Source organism: Methanolacinia petrolearia DSM 11571, assembly GCF_000147875.1.
Lineage (GTDB): Archaea > Halobacteriota > Methanomicrobia > Methanomicrobiales > Methanomicrobiaceae > Methanolacinia > Methanolacinia petrolearia.
This window is the reverse complement of record NC_014507.1, coordinates 2,766,392-2,784,386: the sequence shown is the minus strand read 5'-3', so window position 1 is coordinate 2,784,386 and position 17,995 is coordinate 2,766,392. Positions and strand designations below refer to the sequence as shown.

Here is a 17,995-nt window from a genome sequence, read left to right as displayed (position 1 = left end):
CTCCTTATGGTGAAAGAGAGGGCACCAGGATGTATGCCGCCCAGCCGATGTATTCTCTTCCATATGCGAGGTATTCCTCCTGGATTCTCAGGAAATAATTGTAAACCTCGTCTTTTTCAGGATGGTCCGGATTTTCAGCCATCCAGTCGAGGCAGTTCTCCCATATAGAAGACTCGTAATCGTCCCACTCGTCTTCACTGGATCGTATGACCCTCGTGATGTCGTATCCGTTCTCCCTGGCGGACTGGAGGATCTCGTATTCAGTCATGATCTCAGGCCATTCTCTTGAAAATTCAGCTGCAACCGAGTCTTTCTTCCAGTACCTTTCACCGATGATCATAATCCCGTCAGGTTTCAGGAAACTCTTCATCGAAGAGATTGCATCCGGTATCCCGCCCCAGATCTGGGATGCCCCGAACGATACCGCAACGTTATAGGTTTCATCTTCAGGATCGTATAAGGAGGCGTCGGCAAGAAAAACATGGATATTTTCCGAAAGATCGAGCTTTGCAAGGAGTTCTCCCGCATTGGAGCAGGCCTCCTCCCTGATCTCAATTCCTGTCCCGCAGACTCCGAACGAATGCCCCCATATGCCGAGGAGTGTTCCGTTGCCGCATCCGAAGTCGATGACGGTCATGCCTTCGGAAAGGCGTGCCATCTCTCCTGCCAGCAGGGCCTTTTCCTGCGAAAAAGGGTTCATAATGCCCAGGGGCCCCTGTGATATCGTTACAAGATCCTGAAAATTCATTAGCTATCTACCGCCGGAATTCAATCCGGTTTTTACCGATTATTATTGGTTGCCTATACGGCATTTATGTTATGGTGGCATCCGTTATATGCCAGGGCCGGATTTTAGGGATTTCACTTTTAAAAAGGAAATTGTTTTCATCAATATGTCATCTGGTCCGGTAATGATCAGGAATAACTGATATATTCGGTTAAATCCCATATCGCATGGATTATTCAGGTTTATTGTAAATTATTGGGGCATTATCCGGCAATCGCATTGAAATTATTGACAATTATTCTTTAAATTAAAAATAAGTCCTGAATTTTGCTTTAATGTAAAAAGGACTTTATTTATAATTTTAAACTCAATGATCTAAAGTATGAAAAAGACCCTGGGCCGGATTATCGGGATACTAGCTTTTATTATCATCGTATTATATCCTGTCGACCCTTCGGCATTTCCCGTTGAGGCAAAATATGCTGCAGCGGTTACAGCACTTATGATCGTATGGTGGGTAACCGAGGCGATACCGATTCAGGCGACCGCACTTATTCCCATCGTGCTTTTTCCCCTGCTTGGAGTTCTCACTCCCGCCGAAGCCTGCAGCGCTTACGGGGACAAAGTCATCTTTCTGTTTATGGGCGGTTTTATAATAGCAATGTCCATGCAGCGCTGGGGTCTGCATGAACGAATAGCACTTCATATAATCAGAAAAACCGGTTCTTCTCCGCGGAGGCTCATCCTCGGGTTTATGATTGCAACTGCATTTTTGTCAATGTGGATCTCCAATACCGCGACCGCCATGATGATGATCCCGATTGCAATTGCGATAATTGCAACCATACTCCCGAATATCGAGACAAAGCTTGAAGAGATGGACCCGAAACAGAGAAATTTTTCCGAGTGCATCGTAATATCGATTGCCTACGCCGCGACAATCGGCGGGATGGCAACAATTATCGGGACCCCTCCCAACGGGTTCTTTATAGCTCAGATGCAGGCGATCTTCCCCGCTGCGCCTCCGATTGATTTCTCTACATGGATGCTCTTCGCCCTGCCGCTTTCCTGTGTATTCTTACCTATCGGATGGCTATGGCTGACATACGGGGCATACAGGGACCTTCCCGGAAAGATCTCGGCCGGAAAAGACATAATCGAGGAGAAGATCTCGGCACTCGGGGCCATGAGCAAAGGCGAAAAGTGGACCCTGCTGGTATTCGCGGGAACGGCTGTCGCATGGATTCTAAGGTCGCAGAAGAATATCGGCGATATCGTAATTCCGGGAATCAACACTTTTCTTCCCGGTGTCGACGATTCGACAATTGCCATAGCAGGTGCCATACTGCTCTTCCTTCTTCCTGTCAGCAGGTCGGAAGGGATCTATACGATGAACTGGGAATGGGCAAAGAAAATTCCCTGGGGAATTCTGATACTCTTCGGCGGGGGTATCTGTCTTTCAAAGGCGTTCATAGCAAGCGGGCTGGCCAATGAGATTATCGAGCGTCTCGGCTTTATACACACCATACATATCGTCATTGCAGTGCTGATAGTCGCGATCCTTGTATCACTGCTGACGGAAGTCACTTCAAATACTGCGATTGCCGGGGTTATGATGCCCATAATGGCAATTACAGCCGTAAGTATGGAGGTGCACCCGTATATTCTCATGCTGACGGCAACTTTCGCCTGCTCGATGGCATTCATGCTTCCTGTTGCAACGCCCCCGAATGCCGTTGCCTACGGGTCAGGGTATATCAATATAAAAGACATGATAAAGGCAGGCTGGGTGCTTAACATCATAGGAATTATTCTGCTTGTAATATTCATGTTCACAGTATTCATGTGGGTTTTGGGCTTTGGGGTCGAGATGCCTGCATGGGCCTTCGAACCTGTGATCTCAGGCGGATAAAACTTTTTTTAGCCTCCGGCCGGGCAATTTTCAGATAAAAAAATCAAAACTATTTCCATATTTTGAATAAAAATGAAAAAAATTTATAGCGGTTTCAATAAATATGAGTTTAATGTCTCCTCCTCTCTTAGTCCTCTATGTGGATGATGAGCCTTCTCTTCTGGATATAGGAAAGATCTATCTTGAAAGGAGTGGTATCTGCAATGTCACGGTTGCGGAATCAGGCTTCACTGCACTTGAGCTTTTAAAGGAGGGAAAATTTGATGCAATTATTTCTGATTACCAGATGCCCGATATGGACGGTCTGGAATTGCTTATTGCAGTAAGGAGAGACTACGGCAATATACCATTTATTATATTCACGGGAAGGGGAAGGGAAGAGGTATTTATTGAAGCGGTTAAAAGCGGTGTCGATTTTTATGTCCAGAAAGGAGGCGATCCCGGTGTTCAGTTCGCAGAACTGATACATAAAGTAGTTCATGCGGTCGCGGGGAGAAAGGCGGAGAATTTCATCGAAAATGAGGATGAGACCTACAGGATTCTGCTCGAAGAGCTGAAGGAGCCGGCTTTCATCACAGGTAAATCCTCTGACTCGTCTGTTATTGCAAACAAGACATTCTTCTCTCTTCTGGGTTTGAAAGAGGCCGGGGAAAATGATCTTATGCTGACCGACATAGGAATTGGCGATGATGAACATCGTCTGATGCTTATCGCCTCTCTTCAGCCGGAAGATGAAAAATACGTCGACTCCGGGATCGTGAGATCTGACGGAACCACTTTAAGACTGCGTTTTAAAATCAGGAGAATAGCATTCAGGGGGGATATGGCGCTGTTTGTTAAGGCCGGAGAAATCCCCGGCGAAAAAAATATTATGGAATCCGGCAGCGGTCCCGGCGAGGACGAATTATCCCAGATCATCGAGAATGCCAGTTCAATAATTATTAAATGGACTCCTGACGGGATTCTGACATATTTCAATTCTTTTGCGGAGAAATTTTTCGGGTATGAAAAATCCGAGGTGCTGGGCAGAAACCTTGTCGGAACCATAGTATCCGCCAGGGATAATAGTGGAAAGGATCTGGGCGGGCTGATTGCCCAGATCGCCAGGGACCCGGGTTCGTTCACAAACAACGAAAATGAAAATATAACAAAAGACGGTCGTACAGTTCTTATAAGCTGGACCAACAGCGGCATATTCGACAGGACGGGGGAACTCTGCGGAATAGTCTCCGTGGGCAACGAGATCACGGAAAGATTTTGTAAAAAGTAGCAATCGGGCCTTTATATTTCATTTTTAGTATCTTCGCGAGAATTTATAGATGATAAAAACCATACTCTGTTCCATATGCCGCATGAAAAAATAATCTCAGGAGATTTCGATGGTGACGGTGTCGAAGGGCACCGCAAAAAAATAACGGGCGGCGAATTTCCCAGAAAGGAAAGGGAAGAGCACGATTTTGGTCAGGTCGTGAAGAAGGAAGAGAAGGTAGAATCCCGGCAGGAGAGATCCAAAACAAAAGAATCCAACGATCCGTTCTACACCGGTTTCGGGTCGGCAAAACCGAGAGACGAGAAAGTTTCACAGAAAAGCTCTGTTATCGGCGGAGACTCCGATATATTCGATACGGGATTCGGATCAGCCACCCAGAAAAAACGTGAAAAGATGGTATCTGCCGGCAGGGTTTCATCCGGGAAAAGAGGAGATGAATATTCACGGCCGGTGAAAAAGGTTGAAAAAAGCTCGTCATTCGATTCCGATGAGATGGATGAGCTTTTTGAGTCTCCCGAACGTTCATTTGCCAAGGAGCCCGAACAGGAAAAAGAAAGGAAAAAGGGTTCCAGACTGGACAAAGATCCGTTCTATACGGGCTTCGGGTATACCGACCAGAGAGGAAAGGACAGTCCGGCGGACGGCGGACTCTTTCCGGAAGGAGATACCCTTCCCGAGATGCCCGAGAAGGAGCTTGTTCCGAAAAGGTGGAGTGATGAGGAATCTTCTGAAGAAGAACCGGAGCCTGCCGAAGCAGCCCCTGAAGAGAAGGCAAAGACCGAGGAAAATCCGAAGAGACAGTCTGTACTCACGCGTGACGACGACGATCTCTTCAGCTGAATTTCTTTAATCTATTCAATCCCGGAGGTTTTGTTGATGAATCCGGCATCTGCCGGTTCGGAGACATAAATCTCCCGCTCCCCGTTATAAATATCAATCGTGCCCACTGTGTGAATTCGCATTCCGGGCTCCGGGTCCAGGCCTGCACCGTTCCTGATAAAAATCGTTATATTTCCTGACTTAACGATTAAGTGCCCGCCTGTATTCGTATAAATTATCTCGTCCGCCTCACCGTCGTATGATACGAGATCACCGATCTCCGAGGAAGGGCTGTATGCGGATGCGAAGCTCTCTTTTCCCGCATCATCCAGGATGAGGAAGATCATGCCGGATACGGCGATTACTGCGAGCAAAAGCATCAGTCCGATCTTTTCCTCTTTCCCGAATACAATCTTCATAATTCATTCCCGAAATAATTCAACAATCCTATGGGACCTGATCGACGGCGGAACCCTGAACTCCTGTACAAGCGGAGTCATCTTCTCCGCCGATATTGTTATTGTAAAGAAATCTTCCGCAGGAACGGGATTTTCCGGGTAGATCAGGAGCGTAAAAATCTCGTTCGCTTCAAGGGAGAGGTCCTCGTCCGCATCCAGAAGAGGTATAATGCTGCTCCTGTCGGCTACGGTCCATGCAGGTTTGCTTATGGTGCCGGCTGCTGTAAACGGAAGTGTCTCAGTAACAGAATTATGATTAAATAATACCTTCACCGTCGTTATATCGATGCTTCCGGTGCTCCCGACAAGAAGCCGTATGGGGATCAGGCAGCTTCCCATCGATGACGGGTCGGAATCTTCGCAGATCAGGTTTACGCTCATAACAGCACCTCCGGTGTCCTGGATGCCGTCCGTCTCCCCGTCGATAAAAAGGATCTCAGACTCGGGGGTGACCGCATTGACGACCATGCCGCCTTCCTTCTTCTCTGCCGTTCCGTAAGCGCCGGTGATCGCCGATGCTGCGATGTACATGAAGATGAGAAGAACTGCTATGATAATAATAATCTCAAGGCCGGTAAGGCCTTCCGTGGTGCGGCATCGCCTCATAATAAAGGATAATTTTTGTTCTTTTTTTATCTTCCTGTTTGAATGTATGAATATCGAACAGAATAAGAATACCCATTGTAAATTATTCTTATGAAGTTATGGCAAATATTTCTGGTCATTGCTGTAATTGTCATTCTGGTGTTTTTGTCGTTCGGCTTTATTTCCGGGAAATCCGACCTTAAAACCGATATCGGTGTAGGTCTCGCCGAGAGTTTTCATGATTCCAAAAAGTATGATCTTGCAATGTCAATGTGCGAATGGGTCCTTGAGGATGAACCCGACAACAGGGACGCACTCGCTGTCAAGGCAAAGATCCTAACCGAGACGGGCAATCAGGATGAGGCGCTGGAACTCCAGAGGTATATAGTATATGATATACCTGAAGAGGCCACGAAGGAGGACTGGCAGAATCTTGCTTCTCTGACTATCAAAGCCGGCAATACGAGCGAAGCGGTGGATGCCTACGGCAAACTCGAGGAATATTATACTCAAATGTATATCGAGGACCCTTCTGTGGATACTCTCTATAGCCGGGGCCAGGTTCTGATAAAGCTCCAGCGGTATGACGAGGCGATAGACTGTTACCTGAAGATGACCGTCCTGGAACCTAATAGTTCGAAGTCATGGATCGGTCTTGGGGATGCCTACCTTTTCAAGTCGATGTACGAACAGGGGCAGCTTAAGGACCTCTACTCCGATCTCGGCAAGGATCCTTCCGAGAGGGTCAATAAATACAACTTCAATGCGTACCAGTCGAATATGAAGGCTGTTGAGGCTTATAATAAAGCAGTAGAGCTGGATCCTCTTGCATATGCCCTTGTTGCATCCAAGATTGTCGGAAGTTACCAGCAGAGTATAGAAAATTACCAGGATATTCTTGAGGGCCTATAGGAGATTTTTTTTCATTTTCCTGCAATAAATATTTATGAGGTGTTCGTCTGGCCTGCTCGGCAATGCTTGACTTTGAGGCCGGTCAGGTCTATGGGATCAAAGGGAGGCAGATAAATATCCCGACCGAGATTGGAGTGGTCCTTTACGATCCCGGCGCCGACAGTGTATACTACAGGCAGAAGAAGTTTTTTTCCGATATTGATCTCGTAGTCAGAAAGAACGTTGTCGACGGAAACGGTGTGAAAACAGGTTTCTCAGTGGTCGTGGTAAACCAGGGAAAAGATCTTTACGATATTAAATATGACAGAAGGTACAGGGCCGGGACCGGTGAGATTAGGAGGAGTATCGGCGCATTCAATGAGGTGCACAGATCGGTTAAGGATTATATGGCATATCTTGAACGTGAGTTCGAAATATCGTCGTTCTGGTTTTTTTCCGATTCGATGGAGAAGTCTATCTTCAAACATGCCGCATATGATCTCTCGGGATATGAACTCAACGATCTCCAGAGGATAGTTAAAAAAGAGTGTCCGGTGATCAGAACCCTCCCTTCGCTGGACAAACTTTCGGTGGCGCATAGTTTTAAAGTTGAAGGAAATGAGATTGTTTCGTCGAATTTCAGGTACCAGATACCGGGACGAAAGAGGCACCTGTTCAAGAACCACAGGGCTCTCGGCGATGCCGCCAGAATATTCCTTCTGTGCCGCGAATATTTCCACGATACCAGGGACTTTACCGAAAAGACGATTGATCATATGAAAAAATGCGGGGATATAAGGTGAGGTAATGAGTGAAAGGACAAGAGTTCTTGGTAAGAACAGGATTGAGGCTTTAACGGATGGAATATACGCTATTGCACTTACGCTTGCAGTGCTTACCATCGATGTGGATGAACTCCCGCCCGTTGGTGCCGACGGGCGGTTCATAGACTCTCTCGCCATCACATTCCCACAGATCCTTCATTACGCGATCGCATTTTTCGTGCTGATATCTTTCTGGATGGCTCACCACAGACAGGTCAATCACATCACACACGTCGACAAGGTCTTCATATGGCTCAATGTTCTGACACTCTTCTTTGTTGCTCTTGTGCCGTTTACAACGGATCTCGTAGGGACATATGCAGAGTACCCGCTTGCTGTATCCTTTTATGCAGGAAACCTCTGCATGATAGGTCTTCTGACCACAACTTCGTGGATCTATATAGCCGGGAAGGGCAGGCTTATTTCTGAGGATGTATCGAGGGAAACCTATGTATCCGGGATTGCACGCGGGATGATGGTTCCTCTTGTAAGTATAATTATCATAATCTATGCAAATCTGGTTTCGGCATCAAATTCGACGTATCTCTTCCTCCTGATTCCGGTAGTAATGTATCTGATTAGTGTCCTGATGAAGAGGATTCATTCTCCTGATAAAAAGACGGATTAAAAGCGGACCGGATCGGGATATTTTAATACATTCCGGCCCCTGTCTAAATATAAAGGGGGTTGGAATAATTCTCAAAAAAGTTTATGAAACGAAGGTTTCATGTAAATCACAAAGTGATTTGAATGTAAATTTTAAGTTAAAGCCGGCAGGGTTTTTGGTCCTGTTGATCGGCCTTGCGTTTGTATTTGTCTCCGGGTGTACCGGGAGCTCTCCGGGCAACGCCGAGTGGGTTCCGGCAAACCAGTCCGATCTCCAGTCAGCAGTCTGGAATCTCGAATATTACGTGACAGAAGAGGAGGGACGGGTCTATGTTCCGGACGGCGTGGAAGTGGATCTCGAATGTATAAATCCGGGACTTTTGGGAGGATCTGCCGGATGCAACGGATATTCTTCTGCATACTTCCTTGATGAAGGAAACATCTCGGTAGTATCACTTTTCCATACGGATAAGGAGTGCATACGCCGTGATAAAGATATGATGGAATTCGATGTAATGGGGGTCGAAAAGCATTTCCTCGAACAGCTTAACAACGTAAGCAGGGCATATATTCTCGACGGAAAACTCGTGTTCGCTGATTCCGATTACAATGAGATGCTGGTATTCGTTGATTCGGGAAAAGAGCCGGACAGGCTTAGTCCCGGCCGCATGGCGGATCCCGGAGATGTTGTCGGGTACACATGGTATCTTTACCCCGATATTGACAGGAATCCCAAAAGCGGTTATTCCGGAAACGTAACCGTAACCCTTACTTTCGGTGAAGACGGGGAACTCTCCGGGTATTCCGGGTGCAAAAATTACTCTGCGGGTTATTCACTTGAAAAAGGGAGGCTTACCATAGGCGAGATCGAAACGGAAGGGAATATATGCCCGGCCGGGGAGGGGCTTGAGACCGAATACAGGTATATTGATGATCTTGAACTTATTGGCGGTGCATATGTAAACGAGGATAAACTTTACCTCCTGAACTTTTTAGGGGCTGAATCCCTCATGTTCGAAAGGAGATCCCCTGAGGGCATCGAATGGCACCTGGCGTCATATTACGATAGGGATAATGCGACGGTCTTCATGCCTGTTGATATGGAAATAACGTTGAAGCTTGAAGACGGGAAGGCAGGCGGAAATGCCGGCTGCAACACCTATTTTTCTGATTACGAAACTGACGGAAACCGATCGCTTACCTTCGGAATGATCGGGATGACGGAGATGTACTGTGAGGGAAAGATGGATCTCGAATCACGCTACCTGTCTCTTCTTGAGACTACAGCAGAATATTCGATTGCCGGCGGGAATTTGAAGCTCATGAATTCCGAAGGAAACACGACCATGATTTTTTCAGAATTGTCCGTTGGTGAAGATTCAGAATAAAGAAACTCAAAACTCTATTTTGCGGGAATGCAGACCTTTCTTCCGGCCTCGGGGACATAACTGACAGTGACGTCGATCCCGTATGCGGTCTTCAGGTTTTCGTTCGTGATTACGTCCTCCGGGGAGCCTGTTGCGATAAGGTTCCCGTTCTCCATTATTGCCACCTTGTCGGAGACTATAAAGCCGTGGTCCGGGAAATGGCTGGTCATGAGGACTGAAATCCCTTCGGAACCGAGTTTTTCGGTCATGCGGAGGACCTTCTGCTGGTTGCCCAGGTCGAGGTGCGAGGTCGGTTCGTCCATGATGATTATCGAGGGCTCCTGGGCTACCGCCCTTGCGATCGCTGCCATCTGGTGTTCGCCGCCGCTGATCTCGGATACGGGTTTCTCTTTCAGCTGCGATATCCCGAGCTTCTTCAGGCATTCTTCGGTTATCTCTACATCGCTCTCCTTCGGTATGGAGAACGACGGGATATGGGGAGTCCTCCCCATCAGGACATAGTCGAATACCGTGAACGGAAATACGATGTTCTTCGACTGGGGTACGTATGCGACATTCGATGCAAGCTCCTGCCTCTTCCATCCCCTGACGTCCCGTCCCTCGATTGTTATTCTGCCTGCTTCAGGTACAAGTACATTGAGTATGCATTTGATAAGAGTCGATTTTCCCGTACCGTTTCTCCCGAGAATCGAGAAGACCTCGCCCCTGTCTATGGAAAAGGAGATGCCGCGAAACTGGTAGTTCTTTTTGTCGTATGAGAATGTGAGTTTCTCGATATCGAGGATCATACCCATCCCACCGACTTTTTCGACAGCAGATACGCGAAGAACGGAGCCCCTATCAGTGCCGTCAGAACACCGAGCGGGATCTCGACCGTCGCAACGGTTCGTGCAAGGTCGTCGATCAGGATCAGGTAGGTTGCACCGAGGAATGCCGAAACAGGGACAAGGGTCTTGAAGTCAGGCCCTGTGAGCATCCTCCCCAGGTGAGGAATTACGAGACCGATCCAGCCTACGACACCGCTTATGCAGACCGCAGAGGCAGTCATCAGCGTTGCGCAGATGATGATGATCCTCATAGTCTTCTTCGTGTCGACACCGAGTGCAAGCGCCTCCTCCTCTCCGAGGGACATTACGTTGATCCTCCACCTGAGCAGGTAGATAACCACAATCCCGGCAATTATCGCCGGGGATACAAGGACGAGGTCGTCCATCGATACGCTCCCGAGACTTCCCATAAGCCAGAATATTATCGCCGGCAGGGTGTCGTACGGGTCAGCCATGTATTTTACAAGCGAAAGCAGTGCCGAGAAGAATGCACCCGTGATTATTCCTGCGAGCACCAGGACGAGGGTACCCGAACCTTTGTAGATCTTTCCTATAAGACATGTCGAGGCAACCGCAACAATTCCGAATGCGAATGCGGATGCCTGGATTGCCAGCGCATTTCCGATAAGCAGAATTGCCAGAGCGGCACCGAATCCCGCTCCGGATGAGACACCGAGAATATCCGGTGATACAAGGGGATTTTTAAACAGGCCCTGGAATGCCGCGCCTGCAACCGCGAGGGCGGCGCCCACAAGAGCTGCCCCGAGTATCCTCGGAAGCCTGATGTTGAAGAGGACTGTCTCGCCTTTCAATTCATAGCTCTGGGGTGTGAACTCCCCGGTAAACAGTGAAGGCAGGACGGCATGTCCGGCATTGTGAATGAAGGAGAGGACCTGATCTGAGACTCCAAGGACGAGGACCTGAATGGTCTGGAAGGGGTCCATCTGGTACCGGCCTATGAATAGTGAGATTACGAGGAATACCGGAACGGAGAGATATATAAGATACCTTACAAGTGTCTCCCTTTTACGGAGGCCGGTAATCAGCTGGTTTATTGTTTCGTGGACCTTTCCGGTCACGGCTCCGCAATGATCGAGGGTTCTCTCTTCATTCATCCGTCAGTTCCCGTTAAAAAAAGAGGCCTAAAGGCCGAGTTCATCCATCTGTTCTTCGGTCAGTGCCTGGTGTATGAAGTTCTCGTGGAAGTACTGCGCCATCTCCCTCATGTCGAAGTCCTCGAACAATTCGGGGTGGAGAACCTTTGCAGTCCAGGCGATTCCGATTATCCTGTTTACTCCCGGCGGCCTGTCGAACCAGCAGAACGCGGTTGTCGGGATAAGATAGACCTTTCCGTTCTTTACGGCCTGGATCTCCTGCCAGTTGGGATCGGTGTAGACGGATTTATAGAATGCAGGGTCGCCTGCAAGAATTATCTCAGGGTCCCATTCTATTATCTGCTCCATCGAGACCGTAGTCCTCCCGTAGCCCGGTGTGATCTGGCAGTCTGCGATGTTGATTCCGCCGCAGAGCGATATCAGCTGCGAGTGCTGGGATCCCTCGGGGTCCGTCTGGAGCCCTTCGGGTCCTTCGGCATAGTATACTGTCGGTTTTTCCGAATCTTTGAGCCCTGAAACTCTGGCATCGACTTTATTGAGAATATCCTCGTAGAAAGTGATCAGGTTGTCAGCCCTCTCCTCTTCTCCGAAAAGATTCCCGACAAACCTGATGGCATCGGAGTACCCGGCTGCATTGGTCGTGTCTTCAAGACCTACGACAGGAATGTCTCCCATCTTTTCCTGCCTTTCAACGATCGTATCCGAGACATTTCCTTCAATATTGAATCCCTCCATGACTACGTCGGGGTCCATCTCGATGAAAGTCTCATAATTTCCGGTCTGTGTCCCGAACCATCCTCCGATAACAGGGAGGGTCTGGTATTTTTCCGGAATGTACTGCTTGTTTACATCTGAAAGTTTTGAATTCCATCCTGCCAGTTGGTCGGGAGCAATCAGGTAGATCAGCTCTGTAGACGGTGGCGATGTACAGAGAACACTGTTGATTTCAACCGGAACCTCGACGGTCCTTCCTGCCATATCCGTAATCGTTCGGGTCTGGTTTTGATCTCCTGCCGGCGATGTGGATGATGTACATCCTGCAGCAAAAGCCGCTGCAAGCACAAAGATCAGCAAAACCAGAGAGAATAGCACCTTTTTATTTTTCAGCACCAAGTTCAATCACCATTTTTTGTGTATTCGTAAATTTTGGTTATTACTGTATATTAGAATTAGCTTTAACAAATCAACACAGTTTAATTAATTTAGTTTACACGTGCCCACTCCTGATCTGGTCTTTTTATAATTATTGAGATGATCATATATTCGTCAAATGACGAACGGCCCGTAACGGTTGGTCGATAAAAAACGGATTATTTTTATTATAAAAACCAAAATTAATAGGAAATGATACTCGGGAATATCTCACCAGAATATTCCAGGGGATAGTTGGTAGTATTATGGATATGTTGATCTATCTTGCACCTGTATGTGCCTTAATCGCTCTTCTCTTTGCAGGATACTCGTTTTTGAGTGTCAGAAGAGAAGGTGAAGGCAACGAGGTCGTAAAAAAGATCACCGCGGCAATCCACACCGGTGCGATGGTTTACCTTAACCGCCAGTACCGTGCAATAGCTGTATTTGTCGTGGTGTTTGCAATTGTAATTGCAGTCCTGCTCCCGAACGGAGCGCTCACTGCCGGGTGTTTTGTCGCCGGTGCAGTGCTTTCCGCAACAGCAGGATACATCGGAATGTTTACAGCCACATCAGCGAACGGAAGAACCACACACGCTGCAACTAACGGCATCGGACCTGCGTTCAGGGTCTCCTTTGCCTCAGGAACCGTAATGGGGATGAGCGTCGTAGGTCTCGGTCTCTTCGGTCTCTCGGTATGTTTCATCGCTCTTGCAAACGTATTTGCAGGTTCTGATATGACTGTAATCGTCAACACTCTCGCAGGATTCTCTCTCGGTGCATCATCGATCGCACTCTTCGCCCGTGTCGGCGGCGGTATATTCACAAAGGCCGCAGACGTCGGTGCCGACCTTGTAGGAAAGGTAGAGGCAGGAATCCCCGAGGACGACCCCAGGAACCCGGCAACAATCGCAGACAACGTCGGAGACAATGTCGGTGATATCGCAGGAATGGGTGCCGACCTTTACGAGTCATATGTAGGTTCGATCCTTGCAACAATGCTCCTTGCAGCATCGACAGCAGCGATTACATTCCCCGGTGTCGATATCATCAATGCAATCCTTGTTCCGCTTGTTATAGCGGCACTCGGAATCGTCGCATCGATCATCGGAACATTCTTCGTGCGCACTAAGAAGACCGAATCCTCGGCAATCCACATGGCATTCAACAGAGGCCTCATTGTGGCTCTCGTGCTTGTTGTCGTTGCATCGTACTTTGTTACAAACATGCTTCTCGGCGAATACGGCTTTGGAGTCTTCCTCGCAACCGTCGCCGGTCTCGTAGCCGGTTTCCTTATCGGGCAGGTCACGGAGTATTATACCTCGTACGAAAGAAAGCCCACTCTCTCGATCGCGGCATCCTGTGAGACTGGTGCGGCGACGAACATCATCACTGGATTTGCAAAGGGAATGGAGTCGACGATCTGGTCAGTTCTCCTCATCGGGGTCGCAATCTATATCGCATTCCAGCTTGCAGGCCTCTACGGTATTGCAATCTCCGCGGTAGGTATGCTTGCAACTCTCGGTATCTCACTGGCAGTCGATGCATACGGCCCTGTTGCAGACAATGCCGGCGGTATTGCGGAGATGTCCCACCAGAAGAAGGAGGTCCGCGAGATCACCGATACCCTTGATGCAGTAGGAAACACGACAGCTGCAATCGGAAAGGGTTTTGCAATCGGATCGGCTGCACTTACAGCACTTGCACTCTTCTCGTCATATGGTATTGCGGTAGGACTCGAGTACATCGATGTAATGAACTCCAACGTATTCATCGGTCTCCTGATAGGTGCGATGCTCCCGTTCCTCTTCTCTTCAATGACGATGATGGCCGTCGGAAAGGCAGCCATGGGAATCGTTGTCGAGGTCAGGAGGCAGTTTAAGGAGATCAAAGGCCTGATGGAAGGAGAAGCAGATCCCGATTACACATCCTGCATTGCAATCTCAACACACTCTGCATTAAAGGAAATGATTGCTCCGGGTGTTCTTGCAATCGCAGCACCTATCGTCGTTGGTCTGGTTCTCGGCAAAGGGGCACTCGGCGGACTTCTTGCAGGTTCGCTGGTATCCGGTTTCATGCTCGCTATCACAATGGCAAACGCCGGCGGTGCATGGGACAATGCAAAGAAGTACATTGAACTTGGAAACTACGGCGGAAAAGGATCTGACGCACACAAGGCCGGAGTCACCGGAGATACGGTCGGCGACCCGTTCAAGGACACATCAGGCCCTGCAATCAACATCCTGCTCAAGCTCATGAGCATTGTGGCTGTTGTATTTGCACCGCTCTTCCTTGCACTCTAATTTTTTCTTTTTTTACCCAAACAGTTAATCCAAAAATGACGTTATTTCCTTTATTGAGGTTTTTACACACTGTGAACGGGAGCGCAGGAAAAGAAAATGGGTGCTTTTTTATTCATGCACCGACAACGGGGTCTTTTGTAGTTGCAGAGTTTTCACACCACATCACATAAAAGTTATTTTCAACTGATCTCCATGCCAGTCCGTTATATCGTTGAAAGGGCTTATTAACAATCAGGATATATTTTCATTCGGGAGGCGAACGGTGGAGTGATCCGCCAGCTTATCCTTCCTTTTTAAAAGCCTGTTTTGAATGATTTTTTTTGATTGAAAAAGAATTCCGATTATACATCAGCGTTCGATTAAAAGAAAAGGATCTGTCTGAGGGCATAAGCCCCTCCGGGGCAGCCCCGGCCGGAAAAACAGTCTTTAATGAGTGAACCGATGATCGAAGAGGATGCTTTTCCATCCCGACTCTGACCTATAGCGACGAGAGAGAGGATTTCAGTGGGGAAATCTTCCCCCCTCCCTTCTGAGATAAAGTAAGAGTATTAATTTATCAGAAGGTTATTTCTGATTTAGATTAAAATCCGTGGATTTCAAAGCATGGAAACTCATTCTGCGATCATCTTCCTGATATATGACACGATCTCTTCAAATCTGTCCGTGTCCGGTGCTCCTTTTGCAAACTCCACCATTGCGCAGTTATCGAGGATTGTTTTTACCGCCCATCTTGTTTCGTTGCTCAATGCAATCTTTGTAAAGATCTCCTCATTCGTCATCTCCGTCCCTTTGTAATAGCGGTTTGAAAGATAAACTCTCAGGGCCTGTCCGGCAAAACCGTATGCGATGACATAGTTTCCTTCTTCGAAGGCACCTTCAGCCTCCCGGAGCAGCTTTTCTGCATACTCCCTGTAGTTGAATGCAGGCTTTCTTGAAACCGGAGGCAGGATCTCTTCAACCTCGTTTTTCCGGAAGTACCTGTTATAGACGAACCAGCCGGCTGCGCAGAGAACTACGGCCAGTATTATAATGAATACAGGAATCAGCCATGAATAATTCGCATCACGGGTGAGCTGAACCGAGGTAATGTTCTCCAGGTCATTTGTCAGTGTTGCGTTTATGAACGGGTTGTTTTCACCATTATCCACACCTGAAGCAGATGCAAAGGTCTGGTTAAACAGCGCTTCGCTTTTGGTATAATTTATGGAAGCCGAAGTTGAGGCAAAGCCATCATCAGTAAGGGATTTGAGGTATCCCTGGTACGTTGTGTTCTCCAGGAGGCTCTGGGGAATCAGGCTCTCCTGCTCTGTCGGATCAAATGACGCTTCCGCTGACGTGACCTCGCCGTTTTCGATATTTCCTGAGAGAGTGACCGAACTTCCGTCCGGGCTGCTGTACTCTTTCGTGAATGTGCCGTCCGTACTGCTTTCGGGGCTGATCGATTCGGAATCGTCCACAGGTTCAAAACCTTCGTCTGAAAGTTTTTCCTCCACGCTGCTAAGCAGGTCGTCGTTTTCCATAACATCGGAGAGGGCCTCCTTCTGCTCCGCAATCTCATTGGATCTTGCCTCCATCTGACTTTTAAGTGCGTCGGAGTTGTAGTTCTGCTGGTTGTTCTGCAGTGCCTGCTGGGACGATGATGCCTGCTGTGTTGAGGAGCCTCCGATCATCTGGCTTATCGTAGTGCTGTACTGCTGGGATGTCGAAGACTGCGAAGATGAAGATGACGAAGATGTGGCACTTTCCTGGCTGGTTTGGGGATTCTGGCTGTTCATCCCTGTGGAATCTGAGGTGAAGTGAACCGTAATTGTTCCGAGGGTCACTGTCTTCGAACTTCCTCCGTCCGAATACTGAAATGAAATATCGAGATCGATTACTTTTTCGGAATCGGATGTAAGCCCGGTAAGATAGAAGTTTCCTGTACCTGAAGGAATCGTGAGCGAGGTGCTGTGAGTACTTGAACTGGAGTACGTGAATCCCCCCGAGTTTACTCCTTCGGCGGTAGTGTAGATCATCTGGCCGGAGACGGAATTCCCGAGATTATTCAGGTATTCTATCGGAATTTCGGCGGTCTCTCCTGTATTGAAATAGTAGTCCCTCTGTTCTATCGTGAACGTGATATCGTCCGCGAGAACCGGGGCGACGATCAGCATGGAGGCGATTAGCAAAAAAAGGAGAATTTTTGCTTTCACTGTATGATCCGCCCCCTCCCGTATCTTATGTAGATCTCTGCGAGCAGCAGAACCAGTGTGCCTATGAAGAAGAGGTATGCTATGCTGGTGTCCTCTTTCTCACGCTTTATCTCCGAATTGATATTGGAGTAGATCTCGTTAAGTGTCTGGTCGTCGACCGATTTGAAATATTTGCCGCCTGTTTCGTCCGCGATCTCCTTCAGGGTCGCCTCATCGAGTTCTGCATACTGCGGGTTTCCGAACCAGTCGTATCCCATAACGACGGGCTGTTCCGAACCCATACCAATGGTGAATACCTGTATATCGCTGTCTTTGGCGAACTGGATGGCTTCATCCGGAGATATCACTCCTGCATTGTTCACACCGTCCGAGAGCAGGATTACGACCTTCTTCCTGTTCGGGATCGAATCGGCCATATTTATCCCGAGTGAGAGACCGTCACCGATGGCGGTTGCACCGTCCTTTTCCATTATATTCTCGAGATTCTCGATTACACTGTCCTTGTCAGGGGACAGGTAGCTTGCAGTCGAGGCTCCCGATTCGAAGACGACTATTCCTACATAGTCCTTGGGATCAAGATCGTTTATGAGCTCTTCAGCCGCACTTTTCGTCGCCTCAAGCCTGTTGGGAGAGTAGTCGGTCGCCTGCATACTCCCTGAATCGTCGATAACCAGAACAACATTTACTCCCTCTTTTGTCTGTTCGAGTGGAATATGCGGGTCTGCAAGGCCGATGAAAATGAAACCGACTGCTGCAAGGATCAGTATCACCAGTATCTTCGGCCTTTTGGATTTCGAGACGTCGCCAAGGGCGCTCTTCAGGAAACTGACCCTTGAGAATACCATCGCCTCCTGTTTTCTCTTCTTTGCGGAATTCCGGATATAATACCAGCAGACCGGAAGAATTAGAAGTCCCAGGAGCCATTCGGGGCTGTAGAATCCTGTCAT

At 48.2% G+C, this 17,995-nt stretch carries 16 protein-coding genes; 8 read left to right on the top strand and 8 right to left on the bottom strand.

The genetic code is table 11. The features are described 5' to 3' along the window. Positions 1 to 4 precede the first annotated feature (4 nt). Entirely contained in the window at positions 5 to 748 is a 744-nt protein-coding gene (locus MPET_RS13975; protein ID WP_013330685.1) for an SAM-dependent methyltransferase, read from the bottom strand. A gap of 361 nt (positions 749 to 1,109) precedes the next feature. Here MPET_RS13975 and MPET_RS13970 point away from each other — a divergent pair, with 361 nt between their 5' ends. The 3 genes from MPET_RS13970 (at position 1,110) to MPET_RS13960 (ending at position 4,749) form a co-directional block, all read left to right on the top strand. Continuing rightward, positions 1,110 to 2,639, top strand: coding sequence for an SLC13 family permease (locus tag MPET_RS13970; protein ID WP_013330684.1), 1,530 nt, complete (start codon positions 1,110 to 1,112; stop codon positions 2,637 to 2,639). Positions 2,640 to 2,751: 112 nt separating this feature from the next. After that, entirely contained in the window at positions 2,752 to 3,909 is a 1,158-nt protein-coding gene (locus MPET_RS14730) for a response regulator (protein WP_052297270.1), read from the top strand. A 75-nt stretch (positions 3,910 to 3,984) separates the two neighbouring features. Continuing rightward, entirely contained in the window at positions 3,985 to 4,749 is a 765-nt protein-coding gene (locus tag MPET_RS13960) for a hypothetical protein (RefSeq protein ID WP_013330682.1), read from the top strand. A gap of 11 nt (positions 4,750 to 4,760) precedes the next feature. Here the strand turns inward: MPET_RS13960 and MPET_RS13955 are convergent, their stop codons facing one another. Then, entirely contained in the window at positions 4,761 to 5,147 is a 387-nt protein-coding gene (locus tag MPET_RS13955) for a hypothetical protein (protein ID WP_013330681.1), read from the bottom strand. Positions 5,148 to 5,150: 3 nt separating this feature from the next. Further along, a complete protein-coding gene (locus tag MPET_RS13950; RefSeq protein ID WP_013330680.1) occupies positions 5,151 to 5,792 on the bottom strand; it encodes a hypothetical protein in 642 nt (213 codons plus the stop codon). Between the two features lie 90 nt (positions 5,793 to 5,882). On the opposite strand from MPET_RS13950, the gene MPET_RS13945 reads away from it, so the two are divergent. The 4 genes from MPET_RS13945 (at position 5,883) to MPET_RS14725 (ending at position 9,480) form a co-directional block, all read left to right on the top strand. Continuing rightward, positions 5,883 to 6,683: a tetratricopeptide repeat protein gene (locus tag MPET_RS13945; RefSeq protein WP_013330679.1), complete on the top strand. Its 801-nt coding sequence runs from the start codon at positions 5,883 to 5,885 to the stop codon at positions 6,681 to 6,683. Between the two features lie 62 nt (positions 6,684 to 6,745). Further along, positions 6,746 to 7,465, top strand: coding sequence for a hypothetical protein (locus tag MPET_RS13940; protein ID WP_013330678.1), 720 nt, complete (start codon positions 6,746 to 6,748; stop codon positions 7,463 to 7,465). A gap of 4 nt (positions 7,466 to 7,469) precedes the next feature. Then, on the top strand, positions 7,470 to 8,114 hold the full coding sequence (locus MPET_RS13935) for a TMEM175 family protein (protein ID WP_013330677.1): 645 nt from the start codon (positions 7,470 to 7,472) through the stop codon (positions 8,112 to 8,114). A 118-nt stretch (positions 8,115 to 8,232) separates the two neighbouring features. Continuing rightward, the gene (locus tag MPET_RS14725) at positions 8,233 to 9,480 is read left to right on the top strand and encodes an META domain-containing protein (protein WP_013330676.1); all 1,248 of its coding nucleotides are present in this window, start codon (positions 8,233 to 8,235) and stop codon (positions 9,478 to 9,480) included. Between the two features lie 14 nt (positions 9,481 to 9,494). Here MPET_RS14725 and MPET_RS13925 read toward each other — a convergent pair whose 3' ends face one another. Genes MPET_RS13925 through MPET_RS13915 form a run of 3 tightly spaced genes read right to left on the bottom strand, consistent with a single transcriptional unit; the run spans position 9,495 to position 12,532 of the window. Continuing rightward, entirely contained in the window at positions 9,495 to 10,268 is a 774-nt protein-coding gene (locus MPET_RS13925) for an ABC transporter ATP-binding protein (RefSeq protein WP_013330675.1), read from the bottom strand. Next, positions 10,265 to 11,422 carry a FecCD family ABC transporter permease gene (locus MPET_RS13920; protein WP_013330674.1) on the bottom strand — a complete coding sequence of 386 codons (1,158 nt, stop codon included), beginning with the start codon at positions 11,420 to 11,422 and terminating at the stop codon, positions 10,265 to 10,267. The genes MPET_RS13925 and MPET_RS13920 overlap by 4 nt, the downstream gene beginning before the upstream one ends. Positions 11,423 to 11,449: 27 nt before the next feature. Then, complete coding sequence (locus tag MPET_RS13915) at positions 11,450 to 12,532, bottom strand: iron ABC transporter substrate-binding protein (RefSeq protein ID WP_187287562.1); 1,083 nt, start codon at positions 12,530 to 12,532, stop codon at positions 11,450 to 11,452. 287 nt (positions 12,533 to 12,819) lie between these two features. On the opposite strand from MPET_RS13915, the gene MPET_RS13910 reads away from it, so the two are divergent. Further along, entirely contained in the window at positions 12,820 to 14,856 is a 2,037-nt protein-coding gene (locus MPET_RS13910) for a sodium-translocating pyrophosphatase (protein WP_013330672.1), read from the top strand. Positions 14,857 to 15,467: 611 nt separating this feature from the next. Here the strand turns inward: MPET_RS13910 and MPET_RS13905 are convergent. Beyond that, positions 15,468 to 17,048: a hypothetical protein gene (locus tag MPET_RS13905; RefSeq protein WP_148222248.1), complete on the bottom strand. Its 1,581-nt coding sequence runs from the start codon at positions 17,046 to 17,048 to the stop codon at positions 15,468 to 15,470. Further along, positions 17,045 to 17,995 carry a vWA domain-containing protein gene (locus MPET_RS13900; RefSeq protein ID WP_013330670.1) on the bottom strand — a complete coding sequence of 317 codons (951 nt, stop codon included), beginning with the start codon at positions 17,993 to 17,995 and terminating at the stop codon, positions 17,045 to 17,047. The genes MPET_RS13905 and MPET_RS13900 overlap by 4 nt, the downstream gene beginning before the upstream one ends.

Excerpts from the sequence above, each read along its gene's own strand:
- MPET_RS13975 (WP_013330685.1), bottom strand. The coding sequence starts at position 748 with ATGAATTTTCAGGATCTTGTAACGATATCACAGGGGCCCCTGGGCATT.
- MPET_RS13970 (WP_013330684.1), top strand. The coding sequence starts at position 1,110 with ATGAAAAAGACCCTGGGCCGGATTATCGGGATACTAGCTTTTATTATC.
- MPET_RS14730 (WP_052297270.1), top strand. The coding sequence starts at position 2,752 with ATGTCTCCTCCTCTCTTAGTCCTCTATGTGGATGATGAGCCTTCTCTT.
- MPET_RS13960 (WP_013330682.1), top strand. The coding sequence starts at position 3,985 with ATGCCGCATGAAAAAATAATCTCAGGAGATTTCGATGGTGACGGTGTC.
- MPET_RS13955 (WP_013330681.1), bottom strand. The coding sequence starts at position 5,147 with ATGAAGATTGTATTCGGGAAAGAGGAAAAGATCGGACTGATGCTTTTG.
- MPET_RS13950 (WP_013330680.1), bottom strand. The coding sequence starts at position 5,792 with ATGAGGCGATGCCGCACCACGGAAGGCCTTACCGGCCTTGAGATTATT.
- MPET_RS13945 (WP_013330679.1), top strand. The coding sequence starts at position 5,883 with ATGAAGTTATGGCAAATATTTCTGGTCATTGCTGTAATTGTCATTCTG.
- MPET_RS13940 (WP_013330678.1), top strand. The coding sequence starts at position 6,746 with ATGCTTGACTTTGAGGCCGGTCAGGTCTATGGGATCAAAGGGAGGCAG.
- MPET_RS13935 (WP_013330677.1), top strand. The coding sequence starts at position 7,470 with ATGAGTGAAAGGACAAGAGTTCTTGGTAAGAACAGGATTGAGGCTTTA.
- MPET_RS13925 (WP_013330675.1), bottom strand. The coding sequence starts at position 10,268 with ATGATCCTCGATATCGAGAAACTCACATTCTCATACGACAAAAAGAAC.
- MPET_RS13920 (WP_013330674.1), bottom strand. The coding sequence starts at position 11,422 with ATGAATGAAGAGAGAACCCTCGATCATTGCGGAGCCGTGACCGGAAAG.
- MPET_RS13910 (WP_013330672.1), top strand. The coding sequence starts at position 12,820 with ATGGATATGTTGATCTATCTTGCACCTGTATGTGCCTTAATCGCTCTT.
- MPET_RS13900 (WP_013330670.1), bottom strand. The coding sequence starts at position 17,995 with ATGACAGGATTCTACAGCCCCGAATGGCTCCTGGGACTTCTAATTCTT.